The organism is Paenirhodobacter hankyongi (assembly GCF_003664585.1).
Lineage (GTDB): Bacteria > Pseudomonadota > Alphaproteobacteria > Rhodobacterales > Rhodobacteraceae > Rhodobacter > Rhodobacter hankyongi.
Window position 1 is genome coordinate 120,120 of sequence record NZ_RCHI01000007.1, and the last position, 16,527, is coordinate 136,646.

The following is a 16,527-nucleotide window of genomic DNA, read 5'->3' on the forward strand; positions in this document are numbered from 1 at the left end:
GATGCCCTTCGACAGTCTCGTCGCGGTCAGCCTCGGTTACGTCATCATCCTGTTCACCGTGGCCTTCGTGGCCGAGCGGCGGGCGCGGCTTGGCCGGCTGCGGTTCCTGCGCAGCCCCTGGGTCTACACCCTGTCGCTGTCGATCTATTGCACCGCCTGGACCTTCTATGGCGCGGTGGGCTATGCGGCGCGCTCGGGGCTTGAGTTCGCCACCATCTACCTTGGCCCGACGCTGGTTTTCGTCGGCTGGTGGGCGCTCCTGCGCAAGCTGGTGCGGATCGGTCGGGTGCAACGGGTGACCTCGATCGCCGACCTGATCTCGAGCCGCTACGGCAAGTCGAACCTGCTCGGCGTCATCGTCACGCTGATGTCGGTCGCCGCCGCCACCCCCTATATCGCGCTGCAGCTGCAGTCGGTGACGCTGAGCTTCGGCGTCTTTGCCGCCGACCCGCACGAGGGCTGGCCGATGCCCGATCAGGGCTCGACCGCGTTCTGGATCGCGGCGGGGCTGGCGCTCTTCACCATCCTCTTCGGCACCCGCAACCTCGATGCGAACGAACGTCACCACGGCGTCGTCATGGCGATCGCGCTCGAGGCGGTGGTCAAGCTGCTGGCGCTGGTCGCGGTCGGGGTCTTCGTCGTCTGGGGCATCGCCGGCGGGCCCGCCGATGTGCTTGCCCGCATCGAGGCCTCGCCGATTGCCGGCTGGGATCTGCACCCGGGCCGCTTTGCCGGGCTGACCTTCGTCTCGGCCGCGGCGGTGCTGACCCTGCCGCGGATGTTTCAGGTGCTGGTGGTCGAGAATGTCGAGGAACGCCATCTGGCCACCGCGAGCTGGGCCTTCCCGGCCTATCTGATGCTGATGAGCCTTTTCGTCGTGCCGATCGCCGTGCTCGGGCTCGAGCGGCTGCCGGCGGGGGCGAACCCCGACCTCTTCGTGCTGACCCTGCCGCTGGCCGAGGGGCAGGGGCGGCTGGCGCTCCTTGCCTTCCTCGGCGGGTTCTCCTCGGCCACCTCGATGGTGATCGTGGCGGCGATCGCGCTCGCCACGATGGTCTCGAACCACATCGTCACGCCGCTGTGGCTGGCGCTGCGCGCCGGGCGGGCGCAACAGGGCGACGTGCGCGGCCTCGTGCTGATCAGCCGGCGGCTCTCGATCGGCGCGGTGCTGGCGATGGGGTATTTCTACTACCAGCTGTCAGGCGGCACCGAGGCGCTGGCCGAGATCGGGTTGATCGCCTTCGTCGGCACTGCGCAGGTGCTGCCGGCGCTGATCGGCGGCATCTTCTGGCGCGGCGCGACGCGTCTTGGCGCGATGGTCGGGCTGGTGAGCGGTTTCGCGATCTGGCTTTACGCGCTGTTCCTGCCCTCCTTCGGCGGCGGCGGGCTGATGTCGGCGGGGCTGCTGGCGGAGGGGCCCTTCGGCATCTCCTGGCTGCGGCCGCAGGCGCTCTTCGGGCTCGAGGGGCTCGACCCGCTGCTGCATGCGCTGTTCTGGTCGCTGCTCGTCAACACACTCGCCTTCCTCGTCTTCTCGATGACCAGCTTCCCGGGACCGATGGAGCGGTTGCAGGGTGTGGCCTTCGTCAATGTCTTCGATCAGGGCCAGGGCGCGCGCAGCTGGTCGCGCGGCCAGGCCGAGGCCGAGGATCTGCTCAGCATGGCGCAGCGCATCCTGGGTGCCGAGGAGGCGCAGCACTTCTTCCAGACCCGGGCGGCGGCACAGGGCAAGGCCGGCTTCCTGCCCGACCCGACGCCCGAGTTCCTGGCGCGGCTCGAGCGTCAGCTGGCGGGCTCGGTCGGCGCGGCGACGGCGCATGCGATGATTGCGCAGCTCATTGGCGGCGCCTCGGTCAGCGTGCAGGACCTGATCGCCGTCGCGGGCGAGGCCGCCGACATCAAGGAATATTCGGCCCGCCTCGAGGCGAAGTCGGAAGAGCTTGCCCGCACCGCGCGCGCGCTGCGCGAGGCGAACGAGAAGCTGACCTCGCTGTCGGTGCAGAAGGACGCCTTCCTCGGCCAGATCAGCCACGAGCTGCGCACGCCGATGACCTCGATCCGCGCCTTTTCCGAGATCCTGATGGAGCCCGACCTGCCCGAGGCGCTGCGTGCGCAATATGCCGAGATCATCCACGAGGAGGCGCGGCGGCTCACCCGGCTGCTCGACGACCTGCTCGACCTGTCGGTTCTGGAACACGGCAAGGCGCAGCTCACGGTCTCGGTCGCGAACCTGCACGACCTGATCGACCGCGCCGTCTCTGCCGCCTCGAACACCCGGCCCGAGCGCGACTTCCGCCTGGAACGCGACACCCCGGCCGAGCACATGCCGATCTTCACCGACACCGACCGGCTGGTGCAGGTGTTCATCAACATCATCTCGAACGCTCGCAAATATTGCGACGCCGAACGGGCGGTGCTGCGCATCGAGGTGAAGCGGCGCGGCCAGAAGGCGCAGATCGACTTCATCGACAACGGCTCGGGCATCCCGAAGGCCAGCCAGGCGCTGATCTTCGAGAAATTCGCCCGCCTCACCGACACCTCGAAGGCCGGGGGCGCGGGGCTGGGGCTCGCGATCTGCCGCGAGATCATGGCCAATCTGGGCGGCAGCATCGACTATCTGCCGGGGCAGGGGGGCGCCGCCTTCCGGGTCACGCTGCCATTGCGCCGGCGTGAAGGCGAGGCCGCCTGAGACGGCGAAATCCCGCGCGCCTCAATGATTTGTAAACCCTGAGCGGGGCATTCTGGCCGCCAGGGGCGCCCCTGTGGCGTGGACAGCGGCGGGACGGATCGGGCAGATGGCGGGGCAGGCTCAGGACAGGCCGGTATTGGCGCGCAAGGCAGAGGCCGGGCGGCCCGATCCCGGCGCGCCGCTGATGACGGCCGAGCGGGCGATCTCGCAGGCACTGTCGCGCGCGGCGGGCGAGCTGTTCGATCTGCCGCTGGCGGTGAGTGCGATCCGCGAGCGGCGGATGACGCTCTCCGACCTGCCCGAGCTTCTCGAGGAGCTGTCGCTGCTTGCGCTGATCGAGGGGCCGCAGGAGACGCTCGGCCTGCTGGCCCTGCCGCCCGCGACGCTCGCGACGCTGATCGAGGTGCAGATGACCGGTCGGGTCGGGCGCGCCGTGGCGCCGCCGCGCCGCCCGACCCGGGTCGATGCGGCGATGGCGGCGGAGTTCGTCGATGCCGTCCTCGAGGGGATCGAGGACGGGCTCGAGGGCATGGAGGAGCAGGTCTGGGCGGGGGGCTATCGCTATGCCTCGCATCTTGACGATCCGCGCCCGCTTGGCCTGCTGCTCGAGGATCTGGGCTATCGTGTCTGGCAGATCGACCTCGTGCTCGGCCCGGCGCCGGGGCGCCCTGCCGGGCTCTTGTGGGCGGTGCCGGCGCAGGGGCATTTCCGGCGCCAGCCGGTGCGGCCGACGGCGGGGGCTCCGGCTGCCCCCGCGCCCGAGAGCGATGCGGCCGAGGCCGCCGATTGGGCGCGGCGGATGGAGGGCACGGTGATGGGCACGCAGGCGGTGCTCGAGGCGGTGCTGCACCGCGTCACCCTGCCGCTCGCCACGGTGATGACCTTCGGCCCCGGCACCTGCATCCCGTTGCCCGAGGATGCGCTCGAGCGGCTGTCGCTCGAGGGCGCGGGGCGGCGGCGGCTGGCCCCGGCCCGGCTTGGCCAGCACCGCGGCTTCCGGGCGTTGCGGATTTCCTCGGACGAGGACGAGGCGGCGCTGCCGCAGGCGGCAAAGCCGCTGAAGATGAAGACTGCTCCGCCGTTCGAGCCCGGACCCTCGCCCTTTGCCGCCGCGCCGGCCCCGGGCACTGCTGCGGCGGGCATGGGCGCGCTTGGTCTTGCCATGGACTGGGACGGCGACGCCGGGGAGGCGCCGGCCAAACCGGCCGCGCGGCGCAGCTCCTCGGCCTGAGGCGGTTCAGACCACCATGCAGACGGTCTTCGTCTCGAGGTAGTTCTCGAGCCCGTTCGGCCCGTTCTCCACCCCCCAGCCCGAGGTCTTCATCCCGCCTTTCGGCAGCTCGGGCGAGAAGTAGCTGTGGCAATTCACCCAGACCGTGCCCGCCCGCACCGCCGCCGCCATCCGGTGCGCGGCGCTCAGGCTTTCGGTCCAGACCGAGGCGGCAAGGCCGTAGTCGGTGTCATTGGCGAGCGCCAGTGCCTCCTCTGGCTCGTCGAAGGGGGTGATCGCGGTGACCGGGCCGAAGATCTCCTCGCGCATCAACGCCATGTCGGGGCGCACGCCGGCAACGACCGTCGGCGCGAAGAAGGCCGGCGCCTCGGCAAAGCCCGTGCCGCCCGCCAGCACCTCGGCCCCGTCGGCGCGTCCGCCCGCGACATAGGCCGCGACGCGTGCCGCCTGGTCCGGGCTGACGAGGGGGCCGAGGTCCGAGGCCGGGTCGAGCCCGTGGCCTAGCCGCAGCCGCCCCGCCTCGCGCGCCAGCCCCTCGGCCATCGCCTCATAGACCTTGCGCTGCACATAGACGCGCGAGCCCGCAACGCAGACCTGCCCGGAATTGGCGAAGATGCCGCGCGCGACGCCGGGAATGGCGCGCGACAGGTCGGCATCGGCCATCACGATCGCGGGCGACTTGCCGCCCAGCTCCAGCGTCAGCTTCTTCAGGTTGCCGCGCGCCGAGCCGAGCAGGATCCGCCCGACCTCGGTCGAGCCGGTGAAGGCGACCTTGGCGACGCCGGGATGACGGGCCAGCGCATCGCCGACCTCGGCGCCAAAGCCGGTCAGCAGGTTGACGACGCCCGCGGGCAGCCCCGCCCCGAGCATCAGCTCGCACAGCCGGATCGCGGTGAGCGAGGTCTCCTCGGCCGGTTTCAGCACCACCGTGCAGCCCGCGCAAAGCGCCGGTGCCAGCTTCATCGCCGCCATCAGCAAGGGCGAGTTCCACGGCGTGATCGCCGCCACCACGCCGATCGGCTCGCGCCGGGTGTAGGCCATCACCTGCTTGCCGGCGGGCGCATAGCCGATCGAGGGGGTGATCGCGGTGCCGAGGATCTTGCTCGCATAGCCCGCGTAATAGCGGAACTGCGCGATCGCGCCCGGGATCTCGCCAAAGCGGGCGGTGGCGAAGGTCTTGCCCTGATCGAGGCTTTCAAGCTCGGCCAGTTCGTCGGCGTGCGCCTCGATCGCATCGGCGATCTTCCACAGCAGCGCGCCGCGCGCCATCGGCAGCATCTGGGCCCAGTCGGGGCGGGAAAGCGCCGCCTGTGCCGCGGCAACGGCGGCCTCGGCCTCGGCCGCGCCGGCGCGGGCGAGCGTGGCGAGCAGCGCGCCGGTCGCCGGATCGGTGGTGTCGAAGGTCGCGGCGGTGGCGCGCCATTCGCCATCGATCAGGATCTTCTTCGCGCCAGTGGCCAGGAAGGCGCGCGCGCCCTCGGTCTTCGGGGCATGGGGGGTGAGGCTCAGGGTCATGGCAGGTCTTTCAGGCGGTCGCGGGCGGTTCTCGCGCCGCGCAGGATCGAGTGGTAGCCGGTGCAGCGGCACAGATTGCCCTCGAGCGCCTCGGCAATGCGGGCGTCATCGGGCAAGGGGCGGGCGGAGAGCAGCCCCGCCAGCGTCATCATCATGCCGGGCGCGCAATAGCCGCATTGGAAGGCGTTTTCCTCCTCCATCGCGGCGGCGAGCGTCTCGCCCACCGGCAGGGCGGCGAGCCCGGCGATGGTGGTGATCGCGCGGCCCGCGACCTGCCAGCCCGAGAGCAGACAGGCGTTCACCGCGGCGCCATCGAGCAGCACCGTGCAGGCGCCGCAGCGACCGATGGCGCAGCCCGCCTTGACCTCGGTCGCGCCAAGCCGCTCGCGCAGCGCGTCGAGCAGGGTTTCCTCGGCGCCGATCGTCGCCGGGGCGCCGTTCAGGGTGAAGGCGAGGGGCGGGCTCATCGGGCGGCCTCCAGCATCGCAAGCAGGGTTTCGGGCGGGAAGGGCGCGGTCGCGGGCCAGGCGCCAAGCGCATCGGCGACGGCATTCGCGATCGCCGGCGTCACCGCGCCGATGCCAAGCTCGCCCACCCCGCGCGGGCCGAAGGGGTCGGCGGGGTCGAGCGGCTCGTGCGCCGTCGCCCGCATCCGCTCGGGCACGTCGCGCACCGTGGGCATCAGATAGCTGTCGAAGTTGCGCGCAAGCGGCCGGCCGGCGGTCATCGGCATGTCCTCGGTCAGGGTGAAGCCAAGGCCCTGCACCAGCCCGCCCTCCATCTGGCCAAGATACGAGGCCATGTCGATCACCTTGCCCGCGGCGGTGTGGATCTCGAGGTCGAGCACCCGCACCGCGCCGCTCACCCGGCTGATCGCGACACGGGCGAGGGTGACGCCATAGGCGAAGATGAAGCGCGCATTGCCGGCGAGATAGTCGCTTTTCGGGAAGGCGAAGAAGGTCTCGGCGCGCTCCGGCGCCAGTTCGGAAAAGGCGAGGGTGGGGCTGTGATTGCCGCCCTCGGCCTGGACCCCGCCCGGCACGATGCGCAGCCGGTCAGCGGGCAGGCCAAGCCGCCGGGAGGCCTGCGCGAGGATCTTTGCGGCCAGCGCCGGCGCCGTCTCCTCGACGCCGCGCCACACCACATAGCCGCCGCGCGAGGCGGTGGTCGAGCCGCTGTCGGGCGCGGTGCCGGTGTCGCCGAAGATCACCTCGATGTCGGCGCGCGCGCAGTGCAACCGTTCGGCCACCGCGGCATGGACCGAGGCCACCATGCCCTGACCGATCTCGTCGAGCCCGGTGAAGACGCGGATCTTGCCGTCTTCGAGCCGCACTTCGAACCGCGCCTCGTCGGTCGGGATCGTGCCAAGCCCGTTGCCCTGATAGTTCAGCGCGATGCCGGTGCCGGTGACCTCGTCGGGGCGCGCGGCGGCGGGCGCCCACAGGTCCGAGGCAGCGGCAATGTCGAGCATCTCGGACAGCTTCTCGGTCGGCGCGACTTTCTGGCCGAGGAAGCCGGGCTCGCCGGTCCGGCGCAGGTTCCGGCGCCGGATCTCGACCGGGTCGAGCCCGCACAGTGCGGCAAGCCGGTCGATCTGGCACTCGATCGCATAGCTCATCTGGTTCGCACCGAAACCGCGGAAGGCGCCGCCGGTGCCGTTGTTGGTATAGGCAAGCCGGCCGCGGGTGCGGATGTTCGCGACCCGGTAGGGGCCGGCCGCGTGCTCCATCGCGGTTTCGAGCACGCCGGGCGAGAGCGAGGCATAGGCGCCGCTGTCGGCCAGCGCCTCGACCTCCTGCGCCACCAGCCGCCCCTCGGCGTCGCAGCCGGTGCGCATGCGGATCACGAAGGGGTTGCGCTTGGTGCCGGCAAGCACGCTTTCGGCGCGGCTCAGATGCAGGCGCACCGGGGCGCGGGCCTTCAGCGCCAGAAGTGCGAGCGCCGGCTGCACCGTCAGCTCGTCCTTGCCGCCGAAGGCGCCACCGGTCGGAGAGGTGACGACGCGGATCCGGTCCTCGGGCAGGGCGAGGATGCGGGCAAGCTGCATCCGGTCGCGCGCGCCGTGCTGGCCGCCCGCGCAGACGATCAGCCCCTCGCCCTCGGGCGCGGCCCAGCCCCCTTCGGTCTCCATGAAACCGTGCATCTGCCGCGGCGTGACATAGGTGTCCTCGACCACATGCACGGCAGCGGCAAAGCTCGCCGCCAGATCGCCGCGGCTGAGCCCGACCTCGGTCACCAGGTTGCCGGAGGCATGGACCGGGGGCGCCCCGGGGGCAAGCGCCGCCGCCATGTCCTCGACCAGCGGCAGCGGACGATAGTCGACGCGGATGAGCGCCAGCGCGCGTTCGGCGGTTTCGGCGTCGATGGCGGCCACTGCGGCCACCGCATCGCCGATATAGCGCACCCGGTCGGAACACAGCGCCGGCTGGTCCTGGAACAGGATGCCGAAGGCATTCAGCCCCGGCACGTCGCGATGGGTGACGACTGCGCGCACGCCGGGCAGGGCCTCGGCCGCCGCGGTGTCGATCGCCAGGATCTCGGCATGCGGATGGGCGGCGCGCAGGATGCGGCCGACCAGCATCCCCTCGGCCCGCACATCGGTCATGTAGGCCAGCGTGCCGCGCACCTTGGCGGGCATGTCCTCGCGCATGTGCCAGCGCTCGCCACCGGCGGCGCGGCTCAGTTCCGTCAGCTCGGGCAGCGGCGCGGGGGCAGGGCGCGGACGCGCGGGGCGGGGAAGCGGCGCCAGCCCGACCAGCCCCGCGACCAGCGCGCTCGCGGCGACGCGCCGGCGGTAGCGGGCGCTGCGAAAGGCGCAGTCGGGGGCGGCGATCTCGGCCTCGATCCGTTCGCGCAACGCGGCGCGGTCGAGCGTGGCGAGCGGCCGGCCGAGCAGCCAGCCCTCGGTCTCGGGCAGGCGCGCGGGGGCGACCGCGCCGCCGCCGACCGCGAGCCGCACCGCGGCGATGCGGTCGTCCTCGAGGCTGAACGCGCCCGCCGCGGCGATGATCGAGGGGCAGAACCCCGCGCGCAGCCCGGTCTTGCGCCAGATCTGCCGGGCAAGCGGCGAGACGGTGACCGACAGCACCAGCCCTTCGGGGTGGGCGAGCCAGTCGACGAGCGGACGGGGGCCGTGAGTGGTCCCGACCTGCGCCTCAAGCGCAAGAAGGGCAGGAAGAAGGCACCCCGCCCGCCAGCCGATGGTGCCGCCGAGCGTCGCCAGACGGCGAATGTTCGGGGCGGCGACATCGGCCGCCGCCGCGCTCAGAAGCGGCACTGCCCCCCAACGCAGGGTTTCGAGATCGGTTCCCGCGCCGATCCGGTTTCCTTCAATGCCATTCGGCAGCAGCGCCCCGATGTCGACCAGATCCGCCGGCACCGGCTTGCCCGCCGCCGCATCCAGCCGAAAGGCGGTGCCGCCCGCGACCGGGCGCGCCCCCGCGGCGATGCGGGCGAGTGCCTCGTCGAGCGTCGCGGCGCGGGTGACGCTCATTCGGCGGCCATCGCGGCGGGTTCGGCGGTGGTGCCGAAGGTCAGCCCCTTCTCCTTCAGCCAGCGGCGATAGGCGATCGAGGAACTGTCGGCGCGGGTTGGGATCTCGGCCCGCGGCTCGAGCGGCAGAAGCCGCGGGCGCTGGTTCTCGACGATGATCCGGTCTTGCAGGAAGATCACCTGCTCGAAGCGCAGAAGCTGCGTCTGCGTCGCCTGCTGGTCGAGCAGGTACATCACCGGCTGCGCCCGGCACAGACCGGCCTCGATCGGGTGGATGAAGAGCGCGATGGCGTCCTGCCGCTCGGGCGCCGAGGGGCAGACGCGATAGAGCATGACGACGAAGGGATCGGGCACGCGATAGGTCAGCCGGGCGAATTCGCCCTCGGGCCGGGTGCTGGTCATCTGCGGCTGGAAGAAGGTGCAGTTCGTCGCCCAGACCTCGTCGACCTCGCGGCGGATCTCGGACTTGTAGCCGGGCACTTCGGTGTGCGGCTCGGAGCCGAGGATGTCGGTGTGCACGAAGGGAAAATGCGCCATGTCGAGAAAGTTCTCGACCACCCTCAGCCCCGAGGCCCGCATGGTCACCCAACCGCAGGGGACGAAGCGGCGGTCGGGTTCCCCGGCTTCGGCGATGTCGAAGATCTCGCGCCCGGGGGTGCCGAGCGTGGTCCACAGACAGCCGAATTTCTCGCGCACCGGCAGGGCGCGCGCGTCGGACGTCACCTGCCGGCCCGGCCCGATGGTGATCGGGTGGCCCAGCAGTTTCGTCTCCTCGACCCGGTCGAGGTCGGCAAGCGTCGCGACCGCATACCAAGCGTTCAGGGCGACGGGATCTTGCGTGGCGCTCATCGTGGCCTCCTCAGGCATCGGTCCATTGTTTCGAGGCGTTCTCGGCCAGCCACGCCTTGCGGCGGGTGAAAAGGCCGGGGGCAAGGCGGTCGATGCGGGCGATGATCTCGCCCATGTCGCCGGTCTTCAGCGCGCCATCCTCGACGACGATCGCGCCATTGACCATGGTCATCGCCACGTCCGAGCCGCGCACCGCATGCACAAGGTTGTGCTGCAGGTTGAACCACTCGCCATCGGGCAGGAAGGGGGTCATCCGCGGCGTGTCGGCGCGCACCGCGATGATGTCGGCCTTCTTGCCGGGTTCGAGCGCGCCGGTGACATCGCCCAGCCCCACCGCCTTCGCGCCGAGCGAGGTGCCCATGCGCAGCGCCGTCCAGCTGTCCATCGCCGCGGCGTCGCGGTGCCGCAGCTTGCCCAGAAGCGAGGCGGTCTTCAGCTCCTCGAACATGTCGAAGTTGTTGTTTTCCTTCTCGCCATCGGTGCCAAGGCCGACCGGCACGCCCAGCTCCAGCATCTCGGCCACCGGTGCGATGCCCGAGGCGAGCTTCATGTTCGACACCGGGTTGTGCGCGACCGAGACATTGTGGCCCGCGATCAGCTCGACCTCGTCGCGGTCGAGCCAGACGGCATGGGCGAACATCGTGTGGCGGGTCTCGAAGAAGCCCAGATCGCGGAACACCTCCATCGGGCGGCGGCCATAGCGGCGGAGGAACTCGGCCACCTCGATCTCGGCCTCCGAGCAATGGGTGTGGAACGGCACGTCGTATTTCTTCGCCATGTCGATGGCGCGCCGCTGCCCGGCCTCGTCGGCATAGAACAGATGTTCGAGCCCGACCCAGACCGAGACCCGGCCGTCCGCGCCGCCGTTCCAGCGCTGGATCAGCGCCTCGTTCATGTCGAGCCGGTCGAAATAGTCGTAATCGGGGTGCTCGCCCACATAGGGCACGGCGATCAGCCGGTTGCCCATCACCTCGGCGGCCTTGGCCGAGCCCTCCATGAAGCGCCACATGTCGACGACGGTGGTGGTGCCGGACAGCAGGCTTTCGGCATAGCACAGATAGCTTGCCGCCTCGGCTTCCTCGGGGCGCAGCATCCGGTGCATCGGGTTGATGTGCAGCGTCAGCCAGTCCCAGACCGGCAGGTGTTCAGCGGTGCCGCGCAGGAAGCCGGAATGGGCATGGGCGTTGATCAGCCCGGGCATCAGCACGGCGCGGCCCATCGGCTTGACCTTGGCGCCGGGGTGGGCGGCAAGGATCTCGTCGGCGGGGCCGACGGCGGCGATGGTATCGCCGCGCACCACGACCGCGCCCTTGGCGATCACCCGCAGCGCGGCATCCATCGTCACCACGGCATCGGCGGTCAGGATCAGGTCGGTCATGCGTCCTCCAGAATGAACGTCGCCGCGCGTTCGCCGATCAGGGTCACGGGGGCGTGGGTGTGGCAGGCGGGGATCACCGGGATCACGGAGGCATCCGCCACCCACAGCCCGCGCGTTCCCCGGACGGCAAGGCGCGGGGTGACCGGGGCCTCGTCCGAGGCCCCCATCCTTGCCGTGCCGCAGCAGTGGAAGAAGGTCGAGCAGCCGCGCCGGACGAAGGTGTCGAGCGCGTCGCCGGCAAGCCGCCCCTCGGGCGCGGCAAAGCCCGCGAAGAGGCCGGCAAAGGCCGGACCCGTGACCATGTCAAGCATCGCCTCGACGCCGCGTTTCATCGCGGCGAGGTCACGCGGATCGGTGAGCAGGCCGGGGCGGATGTCGAGCGGGTCATCGACCCCGGTGCCGGTCAGCCGCAGCCGCCCGCGCGACCACGACCGCATCACGCCGAGGCCAATGGCGAAGAGCGGCCCCTGATCGGGCAGGCGGTAGTGCTCCATCAGCGCGGGCACCCCCGAGCGGCCCTGGATCGGGAAGGCGAGCAGGTCCGCCTCGGGCAGGCTGGCGTCGGATTTCCAGATCGTCAGCGTGCCGCCGCCGTTCCCCTGCATCGGGCCGAAGGGCTCGGTCAGGCGGAAATTCAGTGCGCGCAGCAGCGGGTGGTCCTGCAGGTTCTGCCCCACGCCCTCGGCCCGCACCCGGCAGGCAAGGCCGAGGCGGGCGAGCTCCGCCTCGGGGCCGATGCCGGCAAGGGTCAGCAGCCGCGGCGTCTCGAAGGCGCCGGCGGCAAGGATCACGCCGCGGCGCGCGGTGAAACGGCCGGCCGTGGTCTCGACCCCGGTCGCGCGGTCGCCGGTGAAGATCAGGCCAAGCGCCCGGGTCTCGGGGAGTAGCGTCACCCCGCGCCCCAGCATCGGCCGCAGATAGCCGTCGGCCGAGGTCCAGCGCCGCCCGTCCTTCAGGTTGAAATTGCCAAGCGCCACGCCGAGGGGCTCGGGCCCGTTCGGATCGGCCAGTTCCGGCAGCCCCATCGCCCGCCCGCCCGCCAGCATCGCGCGGGTCAGCGGGTGCTCGGTGCTCGAGCGCTCGATCGACAGCGGGCCGCCCACGCCGCGCAGGTGGGTGGCGCCGCCCGCCCAGTCCTCGGCGCGACGGATGAAGGGCAGGCAGTCGTCAAAGGACCAGCCCGGCGCCTCGGCGTCCCATCGTGCGTAATCGGCGGGGGTGCCGCGATACCACATCATCGCATTGGTGGCCGAGGAGCCGCCCACGGCCTTGCCGCGCGGAATGGCGATGGTGCGGCCCAGCACCTCGGGGGCGGGGGCATAGTCGTGCGCCCAGTCCCAGATGCTGCGCTGCAACCCGAACCAGCAGGAGGGATCCTCGATCTCGCGCACGCCCTTCGGGTCGCGCCCGGCCTCGAGGACCAGCACCTCGGCGCCCGCCTCGGCCAGACGCCGCGCCACCGGCGCGCCGCCCGAGCCCGAGCCGATGACGATGAAATCGAAGCTGTCCTGCATCGCCCTCGTGCCTTCTGCCCCCATGCCTTCTGTCCAGCGTGTCGTCTCAGTTGTGCTCCGAGGGGCCCATGATGGTGATCCCCTCGGTCGCCTCGACATGGCGCACGAAGATGTACTTGTCCTCGCGCCCGTCGGAATGCTTGCGGCGGATGTCGGGCTGCACCGTGCCCGCGACCTTGGCGACGACGATATAGGGCTCGGCCGCGGCCAGGCCCTTGCGGCAATGGTCCTCGAACTCCTCGAGGGTGCGGGCGGTATAGGCATGCGGCACGCCCGCGCCGCGCGCGATCGCCGCGATGTCGACCCGGCCGAAGGCGGTGTGGGTCGGCGGGCCGCCGATCGACTGATAGCATTCGTTGTCCCAGACCACGACGAACAGGTTCTTCGGCTGCTCGTTGCCCAGCGTGGCGAGGATGCCGAGGTTGAACATCATGCCGCCGTCGGTGTCGAGCGAGACGATGCGGCGGTCGGGAAGCCCCGCCGCCAGACCGAAGGCCTGCGGCGTGACGCAGCCCAGCTGCTGCTGGAACAGGCTGGCCGCGCGCATGTGCGGGGCGGCGTTGTACCATTCGTCGACCGAGGCACCGAGCGACAGGATCACCAGCTCGTCCGACAGCATCGCGGCCAGTTTCGTCATGCAGTCAAAGCGTTTCATCGCACGATGCTCCCCGACAGCGCCACCGCGGTGTGGTAATAGCTGGCATAGGCCAGCTCGTAGGCGTCGACGATCGCCTGCTCGATCCGCGCTTCCTCGCGCTCGACCACATAGGGGATGCGCAGCGCCTGCAGCACCGGCTCCATCGTCACGCCATGCGGCACCGCCCACCAGTTGTTCTCGCCCATGTCGCCGCGATAGCTCATCAGCATCACCACCGGGATGCCGGCGCCGAGCCCCATCCGGGCAAGCGGCTCGACCGAGGCGCGCAGGCCCGAGTTCTCCATCACCAGCGCCGCGCGCTTGCCCGAGAGGAACACGCCGCCGCAGATCGCCGCGCCCTCGCCCTCGTTGGTGACGCGGATGGTGCGGATGTCGGGATCGGCATCAAGCGCCGGATAGAGCTCCTTGAAGAGCGAATCCGGCAGGTAGCAGACGATCGAGACGCCTGCGCGCTTGAGGCCGCGGATCACGGCGTCGACGGCGCTTTGCTGCATTGGAGAGTCTTTCCTGCGTTGTCTTCCCGCTCAGCCAACCAGCTTTCCGGTGTTCCGAAAAGACGATGATTTCCGAACCAGTCGTTGTGCCTGGCGCAACACCTGTCAGGCCAGCCGCTCGAGCGCGAGGCCGAGCGAGGAGCCAAGCGCCTCGGCCGCCTCCGAGGCCTCGCCCTTCGGCCGCGCGATCAGCGACAGGCGTCGCGCGCTGAGGCGCGAATCGGAAAGCGGGATGAACACCAGCTCGCCGCGCGCGATCTCGGCCTGCACGCCGAGCTGGGTCTGCAACACCGTGCCGAGGCCGCGCTTGGCCAGGTCGATCATCAGCCCGATCGAGTTTGTCCGTGCCCGGCGCGAGAATTCGACGAAGCTGCCCGACAGCACCTGTTCGATCGAGCTGTCGAGGGTGAGCGAATGGTCCGACAGGATCACCCGCTCGCCGGCCAGGTCATAGGAGCGCAACGGCCCCTTCTGCTGCGTCAGCCGGGTGCCGGGGGCGACCATCACCCCAAGCGGCAGCTGCACCGCGGTGATCCGGCGCGCGCCGCGCGGCAGGCGCATGTCGAAGGCGATGGCGATGTCGGCCTCGCCCTGCGTCACCAGATCCACCGCCTCCTGCGAGCCGCAGACATGCACGTCGACCGAGATCTCGGGGTGGCGGATCCAGAAGGCGGCAAGCACGTCGGGCACCAGCGCACGGGCCGCACTCTCGATCACCGCAAGCGTCACGGTGCCGCGCCGCAGCCCCTGCAGGTCGCCGATCTCGGTCACCGCGCGTTTCAGCTCGCGGTCGGACTGGCGCAAATGGTAATGCAGCAGCTCGCCCGCCGAGGTCAGCTTCAGCCGCTGCTTCTGGCGCTCGAACAGCGGCGTGCCGATGTCCTCCTCCAGCTGCTTGATGGTGCGGCTGACCGAGGAGGGGGCGACGTTCATCGCGAGCGCTGCCTGCCGGATCGAGCCGAGCCGCGCCACCAGCATGAAGTGATGCGTGCGTGACGAGATCAGCCCGAGCCGGTGCAGGTCCATCTGTGCCCTCAGTGATAATCCGGAATGCCCGGCATGGTGATGAAGCCCGGGGTCAGCCGCACCCGCCGCGCCCAGAGCCGCAGCGCCGGGAAGGCGTCGTGGTCGAGCCCGTGGTCGCGGCTGAGTGCGAAGGCCGGGAACAGCGCCAGATCGGCGAGCGTCAGCTCGGGCCCGGCGAAGAAGCCAAGGCCGCGGATCGTCTGATGCGTCATGTGGTCTTCCATCACCCGCAGCATCCGTGCGGTGCGCGCCGAGAGCGCGGCGAGGTCGCCCGGTGTTGCCATCAGCGCAATCTCGCGCGCGGCCTTCGCCGGTGCCAGATGCTGCGCCCAGAAGGCCAGCCAGTCGTCGATGCGCGCGGCGATGATGCTGTCCTCGGGCATCAGCCGCCGTTCCGGATCGAGCGCGGCAATCCGGCGCAGGATCGCCTCGGGCTGGGTCAGCACCAGCATCTCGTCCTGCAGGATCGGCAGCGTGCCGAGCGGGTTCAGCCGCAGGTAGGCATCCGAGCGGTGTTCGGCGCCCGGGAACATGTCGACGTTGCGCAGATCGAGTGCGACGCCGCTGCAGGCGGCGACCAGCCGGGCGCGATAGCAATCCTCGTCGAGGTCGTAATTGTGCAGAAGCGGCGCGCTCATGCGGCGATCTCCTTCTCGGCGGTGCGGCGCAGCGTCTCGGCCCAGTCACAGATCGCAAGCAGGGTCTCGGTCGAGGCGCCGGGGCGGGTGGCGATATGCAGTGTGACTGCCCCGGGGCGGATCGGCTGCACGCCGATGGCAAGCGGCCCATGCGCGCTGTCGAGGGTCGCAAGCGCCCCCTCGATCACCGCGTTCTCCTCGTTCAGCAGCATGTTGGCCACCGAGATCAGTCCGGCCTCGATGGTGATCGAGCGCACCGGCACCGCGTCGGGCAGAGCCGGCAGTTCGCCCGCCTCGGCGCCAAGCGGCAGCGCCGCCCAGATCATCGCTCCGGTCTCGGTGCAGCCATAGCGCGCCACGCAGATCGAGCCCGGCACCTCGAGCTCGGGGTGGGCGGGGATCTTGCGGCAGGTGCCGCCCTCGTCGAATTCCCAGCCGTGATAGAGGCAGGCGATGTGATCGCCGCGCACGAAGCCGAAGCTCATCTTCATGCCGCGATGCGGGCAGCGGTCCTCCCAGACATGGGCGCGCCCGTCGGTGTCGCGCCAGACCACGATCTCGGCGCCCTCCGCCACGGTTCCCGCCGAGGTGCCCGGCGTGATGTCACGGGCAAGGGCAAGCGGCACCCATTGCGTCCCAGTCATTCTTCGATCCTCGCTGTTGGTCGTTCAGTTGTTGTCATTGCGGTCCACCTCGCGCACCAGGCAATCCGCCGGACCGAGGCTCATCGCCATCTCGAAGGCGTCGAGCAGGTCCGGGGCGCCACTGACGCGCAGGCGCGCCGCCGTTGCGTCGAGTGCAACCGTGTCGAGCGCGATCGACAGCCGCGCCGCGCGGTGCGCGGCGAATTCGGCGAAGCTGTCCGGGCGGATCTGCCCGGAGAAGGTGAAGGTCGCGCGCGATGCAGGGCGCCGGGAAGCAGGCATGGCTGGCCTTTCGGGCGGTGGAAACGGGGCTGGCCGGAGGGCCGGAGGCGCGGTGGATCCCATCGCTCCGGGGCCGGTCGCGGCTCAGTAAGACCAGCCCCGGCCGGCCCGTCAAGT

General features: G+C 70.7%; 14 protein-coding genes. 2 read left to right on the forward strand and 12 right to left on the reverse strand.

Annotated features, from left to right (window positions below; genetic code table 11):
* The first annotated feature begins 1 nt into the window (after window position 1).
* Window positions 2-2,689, forward strand: coding sequence for an ATP-binding protein (locus DYS74_RS09475; protein ID WP_121533190.1), 2,688 nt, complete (start codon window positions 2-4; stop codon window positions 2,687-2,689).
* Between the two features lie 136 nt (window positions 2,690-2,825).
* Entirely contained in the window at window positions 2,826-3,920 is a 1,095-nt protein-coding gene (locus DYS74_RS09480) for a FliM/FliN family flagellar motor C-terminal domain-containing protein (RefSeq protein ID WP_183077495.1), read from the forward strand.
* Between the two features lie 6 nt (window positions 3,921-3,926).
* On the opposite strand, the gene DYS74_RS09485 is transcribed toward DYS74_RS09480, so the two are convergent.
* The 12 genes from DYS74_RS09485 to DYS74_RS09540 all read right to left on the reverse strand — a co-directional run bounded on the left by DYS74_RS09485 (window position 3,927) and on the right by DYS74_RS09540 (window position 16,410).
* Window positions 3,927-5,435, reverse strand: a complete 1,509-nt coding sequence (locus DYS74_RS09485) for an aldehyde dehydrogenase family protein (RefSeq protein ID WP_121533194.1) — start codon at window positions 5,433-5,435, stop codon at window positions 3,927-3,929.
* The gene (locus tag DYS74_RS09490) at window positions 5,432-5,902 is read right to left on the reverse strand and encodes a (2Fe-2S)-binding protein (RefSeq protein ID WP_121533196.1); all 471 of its coding nucleotides are present in this window, start codon (window positions 5,900-5,902) and stop codon (window positions 5,432-5,434) included. The genes DYS74_RS09485 and DYS74_RS09490 overlap by 4 nt, the downstream gene beginning before the upstream one ends.
* Window positions 5,899-8,928, reverse strand: coding sequence for a molybdopterin cofactor-binding domain-containing protein (locus DYS74_RS09495; RefSeq protein WP_121533198.1), 3,030 nt, complete (start codon window positions 8,926-8,928; stop codon window positions 5,899-5,901). Before DYS74_RS09495 ends, DYS74_RS09490 begins: the two co-directional genes overlap by 4 nt.
* Complete coding sequence (locus tag DYS74_RS09500) at window positions 8,925-9,776, reverse strand: aromatic ring-hydroxylating oxygenase subunit alpha (RefSeq protein WP_121533200.1); 852 nt, start codon at window positions 9,774-9,776, stop codon at window positions 8,925-8,927. Before DYS74_RS09500 ends, DYS74_RS09495 begins: the two co-directional genes overlap by 4 nt.
* A gap of 10 nt (window positions 9,777-9,786) precedes the next feature.
* Window positions 9,787-11,154, reverse strand: coding sequence for an amidohydrolase family protein (locus tag DYS74_RS09505; protein WP_121533202.1), 1,368 nt, complete (start codon window positions 11,152-11,154; stop codon window positions 9,787-9,789).
* Window positions 11,151-12,668: a GMC family oxidoreductase gene (locus DYS74_RS09510; protein ID WP_183077496.1), complete on the reverse strand. Its 1,518-nt coding sequence runs from the start codon at window positions 12,666-12,668 to the stop codon at window positions 11,151-11,153. Before DYS74_RS09510 ends, DYS74_RS09505 begins: the two co-directional genes overlap by 4 nt.
* 46 nt (window positions 12,669-12,714) lie before the next feature.
* Window positions 12,715-13,323, reverse strand: coding sequence for a thiamine pyrophosphate-dependent enzyme (locus tag DYS74_RS09515; protein WP_121533206.1), 609 nt, complete (start codon window positions 13,321-13,323; stop codon window positions 12,715-12,717).
* On the reverse strand, window positions 13,320-13,820 hold the full coding sequence (locus DYS74_RS09520; protein ID WP_113900952.1) for a thiamine pyrophosphate-binding protein: 501 nt from the start codon (window positions 13,818-13,820) through the stop codon (window positions 13,320-13,322). Before DYS74_RS09520 ends, DYS74_RS09515 begins: the two co-directional genes overlap by 4 nt.
* 105 nt (window positions 13,821-13,925) lie before the next feature.
* A complete protein-coding gene (locus tag DYS74_RS09525; RefSeq protein ID WP_121533208.1) occupies window positions 13,926-14,846 on the reverse strand; it encodes a LysR family transcriptional regulator in 921 nt (306 codons plus the stop codon).
* 8 nt (window positions 14,847-14,854) lie between these two features.
* Complete coding sequence (locus tag DYS74_RS09530; RefSeq protein ID WP_121533210.1) at window positions 14,855-15,484, reverse strand: glutathione S-transferase family protein; 630 nt, start codon at window positions 15,482-15,484, stop codon at window positions 14,855-14,857.
* Complete coding sequence (locus tag DYS74_RS09535; protein ID WP_121533212.1) at window positions 15,481-16,128, reverse strand: Rieske (2Fe-2S) protein; 648 nt, start codon at window positions 16,126-16,128, stop codon at window positions 15,481-15,483. Before DYS74_RS09535 ends, DYS74_RS09530 begins: the two co-directional genes overlap by 4 nt.
* 24 nt (window positions 16,129-16,152) lie before the next feature.
* A complete protein-coding gene (locus DYS74_RS09540; RefSeq protein ID WP_183077497.1) occupies window positions 16,153-16,410 on the reverse strand; it encodes a hypothetical protein in 258 nt (85 codons plus the stop codon).
* Window positions 16,411-16,527 lie beyond the last annotated feature (117 nt).

Bases quoted from the DNA above. Each gene is read 5' to 3' on its own strand.
- DYS74_RS09495 (WP_121533198.1), bottom strand. From the start codon at position 8,928: ATGAGCGTCACCCGCGCCGCGACGCTCGACGAGGCACTCGCCCGCATC.
- DYS74_RS09510 (WP_183077496.1), bottom strand. From the start codon at position 12,668: ATGCAGGACAGCTTCGATTTCATCGTCATCGGCTCGGGCTCGGGCGGC.
- DYS74_RS09530 (WP_121533210.1), bottom strand. From the start codon at position 15,484: ATGAGCGCGCCGCTTCTGCACAATTACGACCTCGACGAGGATTGCTAT.
- DYS74_RS09500 (WP_121533200.1), bottom strand. From the start codon at position 9,776: ATGAGCGCCACGCAAGATCCCGTCGCCCTGAACGCTTGGTATGCGGTC.
- DYS74_RS09525 (WP_121533208.1), bottom strand. From the start codon at position 14,846: ATGGACCTGCACCGGCTCGGGCTGATCTCGTCACGCACGCATCACTTC.
- DYS74_RS09520 (WP_113900952.1), bottom strand. From the start codon at position 13,820: ATGCAGCAAAGCGCCGTCGACGCCGTGATCCGCGGCCTCAAGCGCGCA.
- DYS74_RS09540 (WP_183077497.1), bottom strand. From the start codon at position 16,410: ATGCCTGCTTCCCGGCGCCCTGCATCGCGCGCGACCTTCACCTTCTCC.
- DYS74_RS09475 (WP_121533190.1), top strand. From the start codon at position 2: ATGCCCTTCGACAGTCTCGTCGCGGTCAGCCTCGGTTACGTCATCATC.
- DYS74_RS09505 (WP_121533202.1), bottom strand. From the start codon at position 11,154: ATGACCGACCTGATCCTGACCGCCGATGCCGTGGTGACGATGGATGCC.
- DYS74_RS09490 (WP_121533196.1), bottom strand. From the start codon at position 5,902: ATGAGCCCGCCCCTCGCCTTCACCCTGAACGGCGCCCCGGCGACGATC.
- DYS74_RS09515 (WP_121533206.1), bottom strand. From the start codon at position 13,323: ATGAAACGCTTTGACTGCATGACGAAACTGGCCGCGATGCTGTCGGAC.
- DYS74_RS09535 (WP_121533212.1), bottom strand. From the start codon at position 16,128: ATGACTGGGACGCAATGGGTGCCGCTTGCCCTTGCCCGTGACATCACG.
- DYS74_RS09485 (WP_121533194.1), bottom strand. From the start codon at position 5,435: ATGACCCTGAGCCTCACCCCCCATGCCCCGAAGACCGAGGGCGCGCGC.